Raw genomic sequence first — 17,169 nt, 5'->3', positions numbered from 1 at the left:
CACATAAAAATATTGATTACCTAAAAATGCCGATCCATAAAATCGGCATTTTTTTTGTTGATTTAAAGGTAAAAATCATTGCTTATAGGTTATGTTCTTTAGTTAACTTGCAGGAGTGCTTTTAAAAAAACTTTAAGAGAATATATTTCATTGAATACTGATTTAGTAACAACTAGTGAGCTATTCGAGCTGTTGGCGAAAGCAACCCGTGATGCTGTCTGGAATTGGAATATAGAAGCCAATACCATTCTCTGGAACGAGGGCTATTCCAACCTGTTTGGATATGATAATCAGGAGATAGCTAATGATGGACTAGGGTCATGGACTAAACACGTTCATAATGATGATAGAGATCGAATTGTCACGGGTATTCAACAGGTAATTGACCAGGGCGGCACTAACTGGTCTGACCAGTACCGATTCTGGCGGGCAGATGGAACGTGTGCCTTTGTGCTGGATAGAGGATATATTCTCCATCGCGACGGTAGAGCTATCCGAATGGTAGGAGCTATGCAGGATATATCAGAGCAGGTTTCCTTACAGCAGGCACGGGCCGAAAGTGACGAACGGCTGCGATTTGCCCTCCAGTCGGCGCAACTGGGTACCTGGGAGCTAGATCCCATTCAGGGAGTTGTTAGTTGGGATAGCCGATGCCAGGAACTTTGCGGCCTCACCAACGAGTCGAGTATTTCCTACAACCGATCGCTGGATTTTATTCATCCCGACGATAAAAACCGGGTTGAAAAAGCTGTGCAATGGGCACTTAGTCCTGAGTCGGGCGGGCACTACAATACGAGTTTTCGAACAATTGGTGTAGAAGATGGTAAACTTCGCTGGGTACGATTTATGGGGCAGACCCATTTCACCGAAAGCGGAACAGCCTATCGATTTTCGGGTGTTGCAGAAGATATTACGGACGAAGTATTGGCTAAAGAAAAGGCCGATTTGTCTGAGCAGCAAGCGCGTATGGCGTTGGAAGGATCGGGGGCAGGATCGTTTATGGTCAGTTTGCTGACCAATGAAATTGTCTACTCCAAGAATTTTGGCCGTATCCTACTAGGCGAAGAACGTGAGAACATTCGCTGGACTGTCTTCATCAATCACATTCATCCCGACGATATGCCTATTCGGGATCAGGCGCATAAGGTGGCTCTCAAAACGGGAAACCTGATCTACGAAGCGAGGTTTGTCTGGAAAGATAAATCTGTTCATCGAGTGAAGGTGATTGGGCAATATATATTCGATACTAATCTAAAACCAACGTCGGTTTCGGGTATCGTACTCGATGTTACTGAGCAAACGGAGCGGGCAAAAGCGCTTCGGGAAGCCGAAGAACGATTTGCTATCGCGTTTAATAATACATCGACGGGGATCGCCTTTGTTGATCAGCAAGCTAATTTTAATCTTGTCAATGAAGCCTACAGTAAACTGCTGGGTTACGCGACAGACGAATTATGCACCTTAAATAGTTTTGCTCTGACTCATCCCGACGACCGAGCCTGGAATCGTCAATTATTTGAAGAAGTTTTTGAGGGAAAACGCCCGTCGTTCGACCTTGTCAAACGGTACATTCATAAAGACGGGTCGATTCGGTGGGTCGAGCTGAATGTGACACGGGTAACTGATGCTCAGGACGAAACACAAAGCATCATCGTTATTGCCCACGATATTAACGAACGTGTTGAAGCTGAAGCCAAACTGCGAGCCAGTGAAGAGCGCATTCGAAATATTATTACCCATGCTCCGGTTGCCATTAGTATCCTGAGTGGTCGTACAATGGCTATCGAAACGGCAAACAATTCGATGCTGGGTATATGGGGGAAGGATGCCACAATTATTGGACTCCCCTTTAGGGAGGCTCTGCCTGAGTTGAAAGAACAAGGGTTTGTCAGGTTGCTGGAAGAAGTGTACGACTCCGGTGTCGCGCATTATGGCATCGAAACTTTTGTGCAATTACAACGGAAAGGCCAACTGGAAGATGGCTATTATGATTTTGTTTATGCGCCCATCCGGAATGAATTGGATGAGATCAACGGCGTTATCATTGTGGCTACCGAAGTTACTACACAAGTAAAAGCTAAAATTGCCCTGCAGGAGAGTGAGCAGCGTTTTCGGGACTTAATTGCAGAAGCCCCCGTAGCGACTGCACTGTATATCGGACGAGACTTAATTATCGAACTGCCGAATGAAGCTATGCTCAAATTGTGGGGCAAAGATCGGTCGATTATTGGTAAGCCACTGGCACAAGCCTTACCTGAATTGCAGGATCAGCCATTTTTGCAACTGCTTGACGAAGTCTACGCAACGAGAGATACCTACCATTCTCAGGAAACAAAGACCGACTTGTTAATAGATGGCGAACCGAAAGAGTATTATTTCAACTTCATGTACCAGCCCCTTACCAACGCTGATGGAGAGGTATATGCGATTTTGAATATGGCTGTCGACGTAACTGAGCAAGTGTTGGTCAGAAAAGAAATTGAAGCATTGGCGTCTAATCTGGAAACGCAGATACAAGCCCGTACAGAGCAGTTGATGACGTCCAATTACGATCTGCGTCGGTCGAACGATAACCTGGAAAAATTTGCCTACATCGCCAGTCACGATCTACAGGAGCCCTTACGGAAAATTCAGTCATTTGGCGATATTCTCAAAGGGCAATATGCTGATAGTCTGGGCCCTGGCATCGACTACCTGGAGCGTATGCAAACGGCAGCCGCCCGAATGTCTTTATTGATAAGAGACCTATTGACGTTCTCCCGGATTTCAACCCGTCAGGAAGTGGATATACCTGTATCGCTGAATCAGGTTGTCGCAGATGTACTGGATGATCTTGAAGTAGTGATCGAGCAATCAGATGCTCAAGTTCTGGTGGCCGATCTGCCGACTATTTCAGGCGATGAGTCTCAGTTACGACAATTATTTCAAAATCTGCTGAGTAATGCGCTTAAGTTCCAGAAACCTGATACAATTCCCGTTGTTCACATCAAAGTCGAACGTGTAAAAGCAGAACAGTTGCCTACGTCGATTCAACCAACCCGACCTGCTTCTTATTACCATCTGATTCATATTATCGACAACGGAATTGGGTTTGATCAAAAATATGCCGACCAGATTTTCCAGGTTTTCCAGCGATTACATGGTCGGAATGAATACGCAGGTACAGGTATCGGGTTAGCGATTTGTGAGAAAGTCGCGGTCAATCATGGGGGAATGATTACGGCGGCCAGCAAACCAGGTGAAGGGGCTACTTTTCTACTTTATTTGCCCGTAAATCGATAATTGCCGGATCTTCCGTTTGCCTTTTTGTCCTCCTGACGGAAGGAGGGATCTAACATTATTCTTACTTGATTATCATGATACTTTAAGATCCCTCCTTCCGTCGGGACGACAAAAACGGATAAGCATATTATCTATCTTGCTGTTTTTTTTAGCCTGTAAATCGCTGATTTTCAGGATTTTTATTTGTTTTGGGTAAAAAGGATGAGAAATTTTCCTGATTTTTTTCAATCCCGTGCAACCTCTGCTACGACTTCTAACATCTTCCTGTCAAATAACAACAAATACAATGAACAGGCGACCTTGCTAGCAGACCAGCGCCTAAATCCTTGACCTCCTTACTTAAACGCAACTAGTAAACAACAACTACCATGAACACTGTAAAACACCTTCTGATCGCTGCCCTGTTTGCTGCTTCGACAGCTTCTTTTGCCCAAACTGATAGCACGACTATTACAACGACCACAACTGAATCGACCTACAGATCTCATCGATACACTCACCGATTCAGTGAGCGAGTTCGTTCTGATCTGAAAATTTACGTCGGTTTTAATGGTCTTGGTGGATCGTTGCCAGCAGGTTATGATTTTCGACCAGTTGGCTCCCGGTTTGTGGCTCTGGGCTGGCAAATGCGCATCCCGCTCGCTGTTAATGGCGCAACCAAGTTGCGGTTAGTAACTGGTCCCGAAGTTGCCTGGAACAATTTTATGTTCGAAGGCCGAAATACCCTGGTTGAACAGAACAAACAACTCGTGATTGAACAAGCTGATGTGGACCTACGCCGATCCAAGCTAGTGACAACCCAGCTTAATTTACCTCTAATGCTGAATCTGACATTCCGATCACGTTTTACGATGTCGCTGGGTGCGTATGCCGGTCTGCGCCTGGATAGCTACACCAAAGTGAAGCCGGTAGGAGGAGAAGCCGTTCGGGATCATGGCACCTACAGTCTAAATCCTATTCGCTGGGGATATTTGGCCGAAATGGGAGTACGTGGCCATGTCAAACTCTTCGGCCGCTACGAACCCAACAGCCCTTTTAAGTCTGGTCAGGGCCCTGACGCCAGTGTTTGGACAGTCGGCTTGAAATTTTAATACCTTCTTTGTTGATTTTGGGTTCAATTAAATTCTGTTTCCAAGAGAAAATTGGAACAAAAGTAGATTGGACCCAAAACCAATAAAAAGCCCGCTCTGAGCGTGCAACCTTCTACTTTCTCTGATGTCTTTCCGTTGAAAACATCGCCAGAAGCATCAATCCCCGTTAAAAATCCATTCATACAGCTGTTCAGACCGCTTGTGTAAGAACAGGTACTTTGTGATGCATACTACCTACCTTTGCAATGTACTTATAACAAGCAGAACTTCCTTCTTACAGCAAATGCTTATGAAACCGATATTTTCCTTCTTACTTCTTACCCTGCTCTTAATAACGACAACCTTTGGGCAGGTGCTAACCCGGGGGACTGTCAATGGCCACGTGGGCACAGCGGCTGGAAAATCCCTGGAGTTCGCAACGATGATGCTCCTCAAAGCTAAAGATTCGACATTGGTTAAAGGTTCTATCAGTGATGTCGATGGTAAATATGTTTTCGAAAATGTGGGGGCTGGTCGCTATTTAGTAGCAGCTCAACAGATCGGTTATCGAAAAACGTATAGTGCACCGTTCGCAATCGACGAGTCTCATCCAGCGCTTGAATTGCCGACGTTAGCGATGGTTGAAGAAACCCAACGGCTGACTGAAGTGAAAGTTGTTGCGCAGAAACCGTTTATCGAACAGCAGGTCGACCGTACGGTTATGAACGTTGAAAACAGCATTGTAGCTAGTGGCAATACCGCGCTTGAAGTGCTGGAAAAAGCCCCCGGCGTAACGATCGATCGTCAGAACGATCAGATCCAGCTGAAAGGAAAAGCAGGTGTGATTGTGTACATCGATGGAAAGCAGACCTATCTCTCGCAGCAGGAAGTGTCGAATCTGCTGAAAAATACGCCAAGCGATAACATTGCCTCGATTGAGATTATCACGAATCCCGGCTCTAAATACGATGCTGCCGGCAATTCAGGGATCATCAATATCAAAATGAAGAAGAATAAGAATTTCGGTACGAACGGAAACATTATTCTGGGTGCTGGTTATGGCTGGGTAAACAATCTTGCCGGAGCGCGTGACGATCTGCCAAAATTCAATACATCCCTGAACTTGAATCACCGGGAGGGTAAAGTCAATCTGTTTGGTAATTACAGCTATACAAATCGGGAAAGTTCGCAGAGCAACGAGTTGAATCGGGTTATTCCCTTCAATGGACGCACGACCTATTTCGATCAGACATCGTTCCGGCCCAATCAGTTTGTAGGGCATTCATATCGAGCAGGACTGGATTATTTCGTCAGCCAGAAAAGCACAATCGGGGTATTGGTCAATGGATTCTCAAACGACTGGCGGTCGGCTGGTCAGAACAATACATTGATTAGTAACGAGAATCGCCAACTGACCAGTAAAGCGATTACACAGACCAGTATGGGTAACTACATGTCGAATGTAACGACGAACGTGAATTACAAATACGACATGGGGAAAGGACGCGAATGGACAATTGATGCGGACTACGTACATTACGGTGGTGAGAATACTAATAATCTGAGCACGGCTTATACGGATGCCACCAATTTGCCCACTCGGCTCAATCAGGACGTTCGGAACGTGATGCCATCAACGATTAACATCCTGGCGTTCAAGACGGATTACGTTCTGCCAACCAAAAAAGGCGCGAAATGGGAGATGGGTTTGAAAAGCAGCTTTGTAAACGCCGATAACAACTCAATTTACGATACACTACAACAGGAAACCCGAAAATGGCTTCCCGATGCCAGCCGCTCGAACCAGTTCCTGTACGACGAAAACATCAACGCAGGCTATATTAACTACGCTGGCAAACTGGGTAAAAAACTCAAAGTACAGGCTGGTTTGCGGGCTGAGCATACGCACTCGATTGGTACATCAGTAACGCTGAATCAAACCGTTGATCGGAACTATCTGAACCTGTTCCCAACCTTGTTTTTATCGCGCCAACTGGATACGAATAACGTGCTGAACTTCTCGTACAGCCGCCGAATCGACCGTCCCGATTACCAGAACCTGAATCCATTCGTGTTCTATCTGGACCCATACACCTATCAGAAAGGAAATCCATTTCTGCGGCCTCAATACACCAATTCGGTCGAGCTGACACACGTGTTTAAAAATGCATTTACGACCACGCTGGGCTTCAGCCGCACAACGGACTTCATTAACCGCGAAACGCCCCGTCAGATTGCTGCTGAAAACATCACCTACGTAACACCTGAGAATCAGGGGCATATGGACAATGTAAGCTTAAATTTTAGCTTCCCGGTACAGATTACGAAGTGGTGGCGGATGCAGAACAACATTAACACCTATTACCAGAACTACCAGACGTTCTATTCGGGAAGCCCCTACGAAGTAAAAATTGCGGCCTTTAATTTGTACACATCTCAAAACTTCACGCTGAGTAAAACGGTGTCGGCAGAAGTCTCAGGCTGGTATAATTCAGCATCGCAATATGGTTTCTACCGGGCACAACCCATGGGCGCATTCAACCTGGGTGTTCAGAAGAAGCTGATGGATGGAAAAGGGAATCTAAAATTGAACGTAAGCGATCCCTTCTGGCTGAACCGGTTCAGTGGTCGGGCATTGGTACAGGATATCGACTTCCGGGTTAATTCACGATGGGAAAGCCGCCGGATCATGCTGACTTTCACGTATCGATTTGGTAATCAGAACGTAAAAAGTGCCCGCCAGCGGAACTCAGCTACATCAGCCGAACAGAATCGGGTGGGAGGACAGAATTAATAGATAACAACGGACTTAGTTTAGGTTAAGAAAACGTGAAAGCCAGCCACAACTTGAGGGCTGGCTTTTTTGTTGATTAAAAGTTGGCGTTAGCTATGAATAGTCATCTATTACACTATATTAAGTACAAACCGCTGCGAAGGTCGTTCGAACTAGTTGGTCATAGTGATGAAATCTAAAGTTTTCATCGTCTTTATTCACCTATTATACAATTCATACTATCTCAAAAATTTCCTGAAATTCCTAAAAGTATTCCGTAGTTTATCTGATGCAATTTATCTCCATCTACAAAGGTAGCGTAGAGATTTGATGGCCTTGGACTATATATTACTCGACTATCAACATTTATATGGAAAGTCTCACTCAAGCTAATACTTAATCCCAAGCCACCATTACACTGAAGATTATTTTTATATGTGCTATTCTCAACAGTTAATAAATTAGTGGTTTTAAGTTCTTTATTTATATTAAGTATACCAGCGCCCAACGTAAGATTGAGATGTGTGTAGTCTCTGTCACCAAAATTTAATCTGATTAGTCCCCCTAAATAATCCTCTTTAAACTTTTCAGTGAACCTTTCATTCTCTGAATAAGGGTCATTAAAAAAATAAGTTGTCGGTAAAGCTAATGTACTGTATTCGGCTCCAAATTGTATTACCTCAGATCCTATTCCTGCTTTAATACCTAAAGGAATATTACCCGCTGGGCGATAATTTGATGAAGTGTTTACCTGTACATAATTATAGCCAATATAGGGTTGAATGAAAATGCGTTGACTGAATGAATTATTAATTAATGCGAATGATAAAAGTAATATGTATAATTTGCTCATGGCTATTGTAGTTTTGTTTTTAACCTAAATCTGAGTTGAATTGGAGTAGTTACTACTGAGTTATTCCTATTATACTGAAGGGTATATACTGTTGAAACGGAAGCAGCATATTTATTGAAAAGATTCTCAAGTGTAGCGCTACTACTGGCAATTTCTGAGGACCCACCGTTTAAAGCAATTCCTGATAATGCCTGACTGTCAACACCTCCACTTTTGCCTTCAAGTCCTAAAGAATAACAACTAATAGGACTTGAACTACCTGTACCGGAATTTCTTAATCTAGAAATTATATAATCGGTTGTTTGATATTTTGTACCTGTATTGGCAGACCATGCGTTATTTTTTCCATCAGTAAATACAATTAACGCCCTACTTTCAGCTGATGAATTATATAACATAGATATTCCATAATCAATCGCTTCGTATAGTTTTGTAGCATCTTCGCTTGTTTGTCTACCAATAAAATTAATAGGATTTGTAAAGTCTCCTTTTTGCCCTAAAGGAAAGGTTGAAATATTTTGCGAAAAAGCTACAACGCCTATTCTTGCCTGCGGATTATTCGCACTAATAAACCTAATAAAGTTTGTAGCATATGTGATAACTTTAGATTTATCATCACCCAAAGAAGTGCTAAAATCTAATACAAGAACAATGTCGAGACTTTGGGTTGTTGTAATGGCTAATTTATTTTCTGAATCTTGTCCCCATTTATCCTCATTTAATTCTTCCGTTATTACATCGAACGTTCTATTATCTGTATTTTTCAAAACAGTATAGGTTCCAAGTTCATCCCTGAGCCTTAAATTTCTTAGCGTGAGGCATACTCTGTTGGGGCTGCAAACATCATAGGTGTATTGACCACTTTGTTGAGTTGCTTTGGACGAATTAGTAATATCAGGATCAAGTCTTGGTGTTCCATTAACTGTGGCATATTTTGCATAAATAGTCAACTCTTTATAATACGGGTCAATTTCACCGTAAAATAAAGTTTTGCAACTTATTGTTATTGTAGTAATAAGAAATATAATACTAATTACATGGAATTTCCAATGAATCTTTTTCATAAGTCATTAATTTTTTGTGGAAAATGAGCCTTACTTATTGTGTTTTTATTGACGAAAGTTATGAGATTTAAACGCGATTATTTTTTTGAATGAACATCAATAATCTTTGTAGTATACTAATAAGTTTGTTGATTCTGTAATTTTTGAATCAACTAATAAATCTCTTAAATAAGTGCCATTGTAAACTCGTAAAATGTTCTTACCACCTGTGTCGAAATTTAATATATACGATACGTCGAATCCAGCATAATTTAATACGTCCTTTGCGTATTTTGCTGATAAATTTAGCTCCAAATCATCTGGAGCGTCAACGATTACATTATGTGTATAGCCATTTTTTCTACATATAGCCAAAAAACGTCTTTCGCGCTTAGCTCCAAAGTAAAGATTTGTAAAGTTCGAAGAACGATCAACGGAGTAAACCAATTGTGTTTGGAAAAGAGTAAGACCATATTGCCTTGCTATTGACAAAAACTCAACTCTATCTGAGGAATAATTTCTAGGCCAATATCGCTTGCCAAATAAAGTAATTGGACTGACGTCCATATCGATTACTGCTATCTTCCCCTCTTGTCCTCCATTGTTATAAACTACCACCATAGCATCCATATTATCGTCTGGAGTACGATTTATAACAACACCATTATCTACGCAGAGGCCTACGGGAGTTGCATCTGATTCCCATTTATCAGAGAAAGCACCACTTGTAACTAACAGTACCTGTTTTCCTGCTTTCCAGTCACTGTATTGCCTATAGGCGTTTTGTGCAAAATATTTGACTTTAATTACTGAATTCTCTCTTGAAAAATCATACAATTTATAATTGTGATTATTAGTTGTATAACTATTCACAGTAAACATACCGTCAAAATAACTCTGCCCATAGATAATATTATTAAAAATGGGAAATGTAAATACAAGAATGCAAACAATTAATTTCATCTTACTGCTTTCTAATTAGATCCCACTACCTTATTTATCTCATGTATACTGATGAGATTTTCATAGCTGAATAATGCCAATTGCCAATGCTTACAAGCTATAAATTCTAATTAAAGCATGTAAATTATAAGCATTAGCAACTACATGACTAATGCTTATAATTTACATTGCTAATACTATTTCAATAATAATTAAAGGTAAATAAGAACGGTTGGCAAGGTAGCGTACATGAAGCTGATAGCTAACCTTTCTAGGGAAAGATAGGTATACTTCATGCAGCCAAAAGATATACCAATTACTTGGATAGTACTTTTGTTTGAGTTAATAAGTAAGGCTCAAATCAACACCTGTGCAATTAGCAAATGAACGTTGGCCATTCCATGATTTACCAGAACTTATTCCTTTTGCTGCATATGATATAGAAATACCTGTAGGTACAGTTGTAGTACATTTACTATCTGGACTTACTGAACCGCATCCCGAAGGGATGCTTCCTTGTACACTTATTTCCAATCTCTCTGGTGTTTTATTTATGAGTGTGAAGGTAACTTTCCCTCCACAGGTAGTATCGGGCTTGGCTTCATTTTCCTCGCAGCTAGTGAATAAGGCAATAGTTGCGACATACAAAAGTATTGATTTGAATTTCATAGTGGAATTAAGTTAATAGGTAAGAAGTAAAGTTTTAATGATAATATGTATTGTCATAAAATTTCTTTTAACAACATAAATGAATGTCACTTGCCTATTTCTAACTCTTAAATCATAGAGGAAAATTAAAAATATACAGATAAAAGAGTGAGATGGATATGCTATTCGATACATTTTTCGTGTATATCAAATAGATTTAAAAATAATACTTTTGCTGTAAAATATAATCAAAAATATAGATAATTTACTAAACGTATATTTCTGTAGATTTATACTAGCGAATATTACATTACTTATATTAATTAAAGTAACTTCTTTATTTTTTACTCACGGTTAAAATAGGTCCTAAAGAAGCTTGTGAAGTATTCGTCTTATATTTTAAAGATGGAATGTAAATTTGACTTACCACTCCATCAAGATATAACACTTTCTCACAATTTAATTGCTCTTTAAACAATTCAGTGAATTCATAAAAATTAACGGGATCATCTGAAATAATGAATACAACATGTTCCTGTTTATTAATCCCAACACCATTCCTAATTCTTACGTTAGGCGAGTCTGGTATAAGTTTAGGATTATATTTATTATTCATGACAAGTATTGGTCCGGATTGAGTGGCAATTCGAATGTTTTTCTTATTTTTCAACTCTTTAAACTCTTCTACTGTATAAATAAATGGCTTTTCGCTATAGTCTACGCCAAAGATTCCATGCGAGCCTGTGTGAAATGAACCATTATCCACCGATAAATTAACCGGATTAGTTGTTTTTCCTTCTGAAATGTATAATCCAACAGGAGTTAGATCTGGATTATATGTCCCACCGTTCATGGCAAAAAGGAGTTTTCCTTTCTTTTTATTATGAATACTGGAAAAGCTTTGAACTCCATTACCATTTTCTACTTTATTAAATAACTCTATCTTATAATCATTTGGATCGACTGTACAAACGTGGTATTTCTTTTGCCGAAAAGTAACTATTTTGAATAAAGAATCATTATTTGAAGATACAGATGAGAATCTATTATTATCTGTAGAAAAATTTCTTATTTTATTAGCTGTTTCATGAAGAATTTTAGGGGATTTTATTTCATTTACTATAGTAGTCGATTCACTGGAGAAAACTTTATAGCTGCCAGAATACAGTCCAATTAGAAAAACTAATCGGACTGTGGATATGAGCCAATTTGGTAATAATAGAATGATTAAATGCATTCCCGTTAGCTCCGAACTAGAGCGAAATAATTCTATAACCTTGATTGCTAAATGTATTAATGAAGAACTTTCTTACTAGTTTATTTATAATAAACAATCATTGGGTAAGAGTCTTTAAAATGATTAATTGGTTTATATTCTTGTAAATATGTACCGTCGCGGGCCAAAAGAAAGTTATGCCCTCCTGTTTCCAAATTCAGAATATAAGACACCGCGAGACCATTTGATTCAAGAACTGACTTCGCATATCTAGACGATACGTTAAGTTCTAAAGGATCAGGCGCGTCAACAATGACATGATGGATAACTCCGGCTTTCTTGCATATTGCTAAAAAGCGCCGTTCTCGTTTTGGGCCATAATTTAACGGGAAACAAGGTGAGCGATCGGAGGAATAAACTAATTGTGTTTGAAAGAGAGAAAGACCATTTTTTTGTGCCCAGGTTAGAAAATTTACCCGATCAACCGGACTTGTTCGAGGGTTATAAGAGCCATCAGGCGTTTTTATGGGATGTACATCCATATCCACAACAGCCATTCCTCCGTCTTGGGCGCCGTTATTATAGAGGATTACCATCCCATCCATATTGTCATTAGGAGTTCTGTTAACAATAGTGCCGTTGTCAACACAAAGGCCCACTGGGTTGGCTTCGGAGCCCCAACCATCAACAAAATTTCCTGCAGTGACTAATAGAATTTCTTTACCAGCTTTCCAGGTTGTATATTGAGAGTAAGCATTTTGGGCGAAATACTTGGCTTTAATCGCTTTGTTTTCTCGAGAACAATCAAATAAGATAAAAGTATATCCAGAATATGTCTCCTTTTTTATTGTGAATTTGCCATCAAAAAAACTGTTTGATTGGATAGTCGAATAATATTGGCCATAGGTCAAATTAATAGTACCTAGTAAGAATAAAATAAGCCAATAATATGAAGTTTTCATGATAAAAATTAACCAAATATTTTCAATAGCTTAAATTAATTAATACGCTTTACCCAGACTTCAATATAGTTAGGGTAAGTTTTATTCATTCGTGGTATCATATTCTCAATCACTATAGATGTATACCCTTTATCACTTACTAACTTCTTTAAGGCTGTTGCTTTTGCTTCATCATCAGGATGAAAAAAACGTATAGTAATTCCGCCATTCATCTTATTAACTGCGCTTATCGGAACAGATTTACTTTCCTTGGTAAAGGCCTTGATTTTAAATAAAGGAGATGTTGCCATGACATCCTTTAATGAATCCGCTTTGGGAGATAATGAACTATTAGCAGGTATAAATCTAACTTCATCTAGGTTATTGTTCACTTTACTTATACTAACTCCTTTCGACCAGATTTCAATATAACCAGGATAAGGAGCTGTCATTCTAGAGCTCATATCTTGAATCGTTATTGTACTGTCTTTAAAAGCCTGAGCAACCAATAGTTTTTTCAGTGTCATAGCTTTTACTTCATCACTAGTGTCAAAAAAACGGATTGTATTTTCGTTTGGAAGTTTATCAATTATCTGCTGAGATATTGGCTTTGCTTCCTGGCTATATGTTTTTACTTTGAATGAGGGGGATTTAGAAACAATCTCTTTAATGGTATTTGCTTTATCAACCAATAAATTATTGGCTGGTATAAACCTTATTTCATCCAAGCTTAAAATATTTATAGTATTTTGTGGGATTCCATAAATGACTTGAATGCCACTAATGTCATTTGCACTCAATTTTCCGAAATTACTCCATTTAGGATTGCAATAATTCATCACTGACTCTAGATCGCAGGGCGTTACATAAAAACCTCCGTTTCCTCCCTGAGGCTTTTCATTGCATAAGCAATCTGGTCTATTTTGTTCATGAGCAAGTCCTAAAGCATGACCAAACTCATGTACTGCAATAAATTTAATACAATCCTCTTTCGAGAGGCTACACTTGTATGTTCCTAAGAATTCAAAATTTAATGACATACCCTCCGGCTTACCGTCGAGTTCTGTTCCTAAACCTTTAGTATGTGGCCAACCCGTATTATCAATTAAAATTCTAATACCTTTAGAGTTTGCGTCTGCTTTACCCCATCCTACAAAATCTATATTTGCATATGTTTCCCAGGTTGCTTCTACCGCTTTTTTTACCCATTCTCTTTGTTGGATATTTGTTGAGGATGGATTTTCCCAGCTTACTTGAATTGTAGTTTTTCCATTAGTTTGAGTTAGCCATTTTGCATTCTTCAACATATTTATTCCACTTATAGGATGTGGAATTTGGGCAAATACGTTTAGCTCAATAGCACAAAGAATGACAAGAAGTAGAATCGATTTCATGGTCATATTCACCTATAACAAGCTCAGTAATAGACTTAATATTATTTATATTTGACCATTAGGAGGGCAAATGCGACCAGTATCATACTGACGCTGCTTAACATCAGCCAGTTATACTGCTTTTGGAATCGCCACTGAATTAAGCCCATTATATTGCTGATGGAAAAAGAGTTACAATTAATATGCTACCAATTAGCGGAATGAAAAACCAACTGTTGCTCAATCGACTATAAATATGTGCGTATTTGCCTTCGTGGATGTAATGTATGAGCTTAGCCAGTTCAGAGGGGCTATGATCTATAATCTTGTAGCCCTGTGCTAGATAGAGGGTGTCTAGCAAACATACTATCTGATCATCATCATCTAGGATCTTATTTTTGATCTGATCAGCCAGATGGATATGCAGGATATCCAATAAGACCTGTGCTTTCAATGCTTTTTGCGCGTTTGCCGTATCCGTATTATTGGCGATTTGGATGGCGAACTTGGTCAGTTTAAGGTAATTCTCAGGAGTGGTCGGCTCAATTTTCAATGTACTGATTTGATCCACTGTTTTGGTATCAAATGTTTCCTGAATTTGTTGCTGAGCAAGGACAGTAATGGTACAATTTAGCAGAAAGAGAAAGAGTAGAAAATAAGTCTTCATAAAAGTATACATTACGAAAAAAAGTACACTGACAATTAATCAATTTACTTTTCACTAACGGTTAAAATAGGGCCAAGACTTGGGCCAGGGCGTGGTCCATTAGGTTCTAATGAAGGAACATAAATTTGACTTATGGCTCCATCTAAATATAAGGCATTTTTGCAATGTAATTCTTCTTTAAATAATTCGGCAAATTCAAAAAAATTCACTCGGTCAGAAGAAAGAATGAAAATAACTTTTCCTTTATCGTTTATTCCTACTCCGTTCCTAATATTTAGGTTAGCGGATCCTTTTATAAAAGCAGGGTGATAGGTATTATTTATGACAAGCATTGGCCCTGATTGGGTGGCCAAGCGGATATTTTTATTGCCTTTATATTCTTCACTTGGGTGAATAAATGCATTATCACTACTATCAATACCGAAAATACCATTAGGAAGTAAGTGGAAATTATCACTGGGTTGCTTTGATAAATTAATGTCTTTAGCTGCCACGCCTTCTGAAATAAATAAACCAACTGGACTTAGATTGGGTTCATACATTCCTCCATTCATTGCAAATAAAAGTTTCCCCTTTTTTTCTCTTTCAATCGCTGAGAAATTATATACACTCTTCCCGTTTTTTGTTTTATTAAACAACTCAATTTTATATTTATGTGGATCAACTTCATAAGCAAAATATATTTTATCCCTAAATATAATTTGTCTGAATAATTGATACTTACCTCTAGGCTCTGAAAATTCCGCAATAGACTCTCTGTAGACAGTTGTAGTGTCTCTTGGTTTAACTAAGCTATCTTTTTTTACTGTTGCATTCCCTTTTTTGCTTAATAAGCTATCTTTTTTTATTAATAATTCTCCTTTTAGTAAACTATCTTGACTTATAGATAAATCTCCCTTTTTATTTGGTATGGTATCCCGTTTAGATGCTTTCCCCTCTTTTTTTATAGATGCATTATTAGTGAATGACGTAACATCGGAAACTTGTGGATTTATTTTTGGAGGTAATAGAATAGTTTTGCCTTTTTTTATAATAGCACCAACTGTAGGATTTAATTTTCTGAACTCTAGAGTATCTATGTTATGATAAAGACAAAAACCCGAGACGCTTTTGTCTTTATCATTTTTGATAGATTTAATTTTAGGTCCATTCTGTCCATATGTTTGCATCCATGTTAGAATAACTAACATGGATGCAAACATGAATACCTTTGATAATGAAGAAAATTTGATGATATTCATCGGAATTGGATCTAATTTTGGTACTGAAAGTTTACCATTTACCAGTAATGGAAAAGGTGTAATAAAAGCTACTTCCCATCTATTATTTGTAGTAAATTATTAGATTAGTAGCATCTTCTATTTTTGCATTACTATTGGGCTTATAATCTTTGAGATAAGCTCCAGAATAGGCATGTAATATATTTTTGTCTCCAGTATCCAAATTCATAATATAGGACACTGAGAACCCTTCCGACTCAAGGACTGATTTCGTGTTACTAGCCGATACATTGAGTTCTAGTGGATCGGGAGCATCAACAATTACATGATGAACCACATTTCCCTTCTTGCAAATAGCTAAAAATCGCCGTTCACGTCTTGAGCCAAAACTCATGTTATTAAAGTTGGAAGACCGATCAGATGAATACACTAATTGGGTTTGGAAGAGAGTAAGTCCTTTCTGTTGGCCCCAATTCAGAAAATTTACCCGATCGGAGGCATTTGTGCGGGGGTAATAGCTGGCCTTATCCGCAGTGACTGGTTTTACATCCATATCCACCACCGCTACTCCACCTTCCTGAGCCCCACCATTGTAGACAATTACCATCCCATCCATCGTATCATCGGGAGTTCTAGTAACAATAGTGCCATTATCTACACATAGACCTACTGGAAGGCCACTAGGCAAAAAACTATCACTAAAAGCCCCTGCAGTAACCAATAAAATTTCTTTGCCCCGTCTCCAGTTGGTAAATTGAGTATTCGCATTCCGGGCGAAATACTTGGCTTTCATGACATTGCCATCCCGGTTGAAGTCAAACAGAATATAATTAGTACCTGAATAATTCTTCTTCTTAACGCTCAGTGCTCCATTAAAGTAATTACCGGGTTGGATAGATGAGTAATACTGAGCGTGAGCTAAGTTAATAATGCCAAAAAAAAGTACTATAAACAGTTTACGCATGGTGTAAAAGATATTTAACAGGTTAATAAATGAACTGATAGACAAGCAAGCACTAAGTTTCACTGGGTTTCCATTATTTGATCCGACTTGACGGTTTTCATATAATTTCCTCCCTCTTCGACTGTGTCTTCAAAAAAGCTTACAATAGTACTTTGTATTTATTCCGATAAGAACTAT

General features: G+C 39.0%; 13 protein-coding genes. 4 read left to right on the top strand and 9 right to left on the bottom strand.

Going from position 1 to position 17,169, the window contains the following annotated elements; translation table 11 throughout:
* The first annotated feature begins 150 nt into the window (after nt 1-150).
* The 3 genes from ACYVE4_RS28640 (at nt 151) to ACYVE4_RS28630 (ending at nt 7,146) form a co-directional block, all read left to right on the top strand.
* A complete protein-coding gene (locus ACYVE4_RS28640; RefSeq protein ID WP_461043840.1) occupies nt 151-3,282 on the top strand; it encodes a PAS domain-containing sensor histidine kinase in 3,132 nt (1,043 codons plus the stop codon).
* A 368-nt stretch (nt 3,283-3,650) separates the two neighbouring features.
* Complete coding sequence (locus ACYVE4_RS28635; protein WP_461043839.1) at nt 3,651-4,373, top strand: outer membrane beta-barrel protein; 723 nt, start codon at nt 3,651-3,653, stop codon at nt 4,371-4,373.
* Nucleotides 4,374-4,662: 289 nt separating this feature from the next.
* Nucleotides 4,663-7,146 (top strand): outer membrane beta-barrel protein, encoded by a 2,484-nt coding sequence (locus ACYVE4_RS28630; RefSeq protein WP_461043838.1) that lies wholly within the window; start codon nt 4,663-4,665, stop codon nt 7,144-7,146.
* Nucleotides 7,147-7,369: 223 nt separating this feature from the next.
* On the opposite strand, the gene ACYVE4_RS28625 is transcribed toward ACYVE4_RS28630, so the two are convergent.
* The 3 genes from ACYVE4_RS28625 to ACYVE4_RS28615 form a co-directional block, all read right to left on the bottom strand.
* Entirely contained in the window at nt 7,370-7,978 is a 609-nt protein-coding gene (locus ACYVE4_RS28625) for a hypothetical protein (protein ID WP_461043837.1), read from the bottom strand.
* Between the two features lie 2 nt (nt 7,979-7,980).
* Complete coding sequence (locus tag ACYVE4_RS28620) at nt 7,981-9,042, bottom strand: vWA domain-containing protein (protein WP_461043836.1); 1,062 nt, start codon at nt 9,040-9,042, stop codon at nt 7,981-7,983.
* A gap of 96 nt (nt 9,043-9,138) precedes the next feature.
* A complete protein-coding gene (locus ACYVE4_RS28615; RefSeq protein ID WP_461043835.1) occupies nt 9,139-9,984 on the bottom strand; it encodes a hypothetical protein in 846 nt (281 codons plus the stop codon).
* Between the two features lie 349 nt (nt 9,985-10,333).
* Here ACYVE4_RS28615 and ACYVE4_RS28610 point away from each other — a divergent pair, with 349 nt between their 5' ends.
* Nucleotides 10,334-10,648: a hypothetical protein gene (locus tag ACYVE4_RS28610; RefSeq protein WP_461043834.1), complete on the top strand. Its 315-nt coding sequence runs from the start codon at nt 10,334-10,336 to the stop codon at nt 10,646-10,648.
* A gap of 300 nt (nt 10,649-10,948) precedes the next feature.
* Here ACYVE4_RS28610 and ACYVE4_RS28605 read toward each other — a convergent pair whose 3' ends face one another.
* From ACYVE4_RS28605 to ACYVE4_RS28580, 6 genes are all read right to left on the bottom strand, one after another.
* The gene (locus ACYVE4_RS28605; RefSeq protein ID WP_461043833.1) at nt 10,949-11,848 is read right to left on the bottom strand and encodes a phosphodiester glycosidase family protein; all 900 of its coding nucleotides are present in this window, start codon (nt 11,846-11,848) and stop codon (nt 10,949-10,951) included.
* 80 nt (nt 11,849-11,928) lie between these two features.
* The gene (locus ACYVE4_RS28600) at nt 11,929-12,789 is read right to left on the bottom strand and encodes a hypothetical protein (protein WP_461043832.1); all 861 of its coding nucleotides are present in this window, start codon (nt 12,787-12,789) and stop codon (nt 11,929-11,931) included.
* A gap of 35 nt (nt 12,790-12,824) precedes the next feature.
* Entirely contained in the window at nt 12,825-14,162 is a 1,338-nt protein-coding gene (locus ACYVE4_RS28595; protein ID WP_461043831.1) for a M12 family metallopeptidase, read from the bottom strand.
* Nucleotides 14,163-14,310: 148 nt separating this feature from the next.
* Nucleotides 14,311-14,808, bottom strand: a complete 498-nt coding sequence (locus tag ACYVE4_RS28590; RefSeq protein WP_461043830.1) for a hypothetical protein — start codon at nt 14,806-14,808, stop codon at nt 14,311-14,313.
* Nucleotides 14,809-14,852: 44 nt separating this feature from the next.
* The gene (locus ACYVE4_RS28585) at nt 14,853-16,049 is read right to left on the bottom strand and encodes a phosphodiester glycosidase family protein (RefSeq protein ID WP_461043829.1); all 1,197 of its coding nucleotides are present in this window, start codon (nt 16,047-16,049) and stop codon (nt 14,853-14,855) included.
* A gap of 82 nt (nt 16,050-16,131) precedes the next feature.
* A complete protein-coding gene (locus tag ACYVE4_RS28580; RefSeq protein ID WP_461043828.1) occupies nt 16,132-16,992 on the bottom strand; it encodes a hypothetical protein in 861 nt (286 codons plus the stop codon).
* Nucleotides 16,993-17,169 lie beyond the last annotated feature (177 nt).

The organism is Spirosoma harenae, from assembly GCF_054776975.1.
This window is presented reverse-complemented; position numbering and strand designations above follow the sequence as displayed.

What these genes read in the sequence shown, in the direction of transcription:
- ACYVE4_RS28635 (WP_461043839.1), top strand. Translation starts at nt 3,651, where the DNA reads ATGAACACTGTAAAACACCTTCTGATCGCTGCCCTGTTTGCTGCTTCG.
- ACYVE4_RS28630 (WP_461043838.1), top strand. Translation starts at nt 4,663, where the DNA reads ATGAAACCGATATTTTCCTTCTTACTTCTTACCCTGCTCTTAATAACG.
- ACYVE4_RS28625 (WP_461043837.1), bottom strand. Translation starts at nt 7,978, where the DNA reads ATGAGCAAATTATACATATTACTTTTATCATTCGCATTAATTAATAAT.
- ACYVE4_RS28620 (WP_461043836.1), bottom strand. Translation starts at nt 9,042, where the DNA reads ATGAAAAAGATTCATTGGAAATTCCATGTAATTAGTATTATATTTCTT.
- ACYVE4_RS28615 (WP_461043835.1), bottom strand. Translation starts at nt 9,984, where the DNA reads ATGAAATTAATTGTTTGCATTCTTGTATTTACATTTCCCATTTTTAAT.
- ACYVE4_RS28605 (WP_461043833.1), bottom strand. Translation starts at nt 11,848, where the DNA reads ATGCATTTAATCATTCTATTATTACCAAATTGGCTCATATCCACAGTC.
- ACYVE4_RS28600 (WP_461043832.1), bottom strand. Translation starts at nt 12,789, where the DNA reads ATGAAAACTTCATATTATTGGCTTATTTTATTCTTACTAGGTACTATT.
- ACYVE4_RS28595 (WP_461043831.1), bottom strand. Translation starts at nt 14,162, where the DNA reads ATGAAATCGATTCTACTTCTTGTCATTCTTTGTGCTATTGAGCTAAAC.
- ACYVE4_RS28590 (WP_461043830.1), bottom strand. Translation starts at nt 14,808, where the DNA reads ATGAAGACTTATTTTCTACTCTTTCTCTTTCTGCTAAATTGTACCATT.
- ACYVE4_RS28585 (WP_461043829.1), bottom strand. Translation starts at nt 16,049, where the DNA reads ATGAATATCATCAAATTTTCTTCATTATCAAAGGTATTCATGTTTGCA.
- ACYVE4_RS28580 (WP_461043828.1), bottom strand. Translation starts at nt 16,992, where the DNA reads ATGCGTAAACTGTTTATAGTACTTTTTTTTGGCATTATTAACTTAGCT.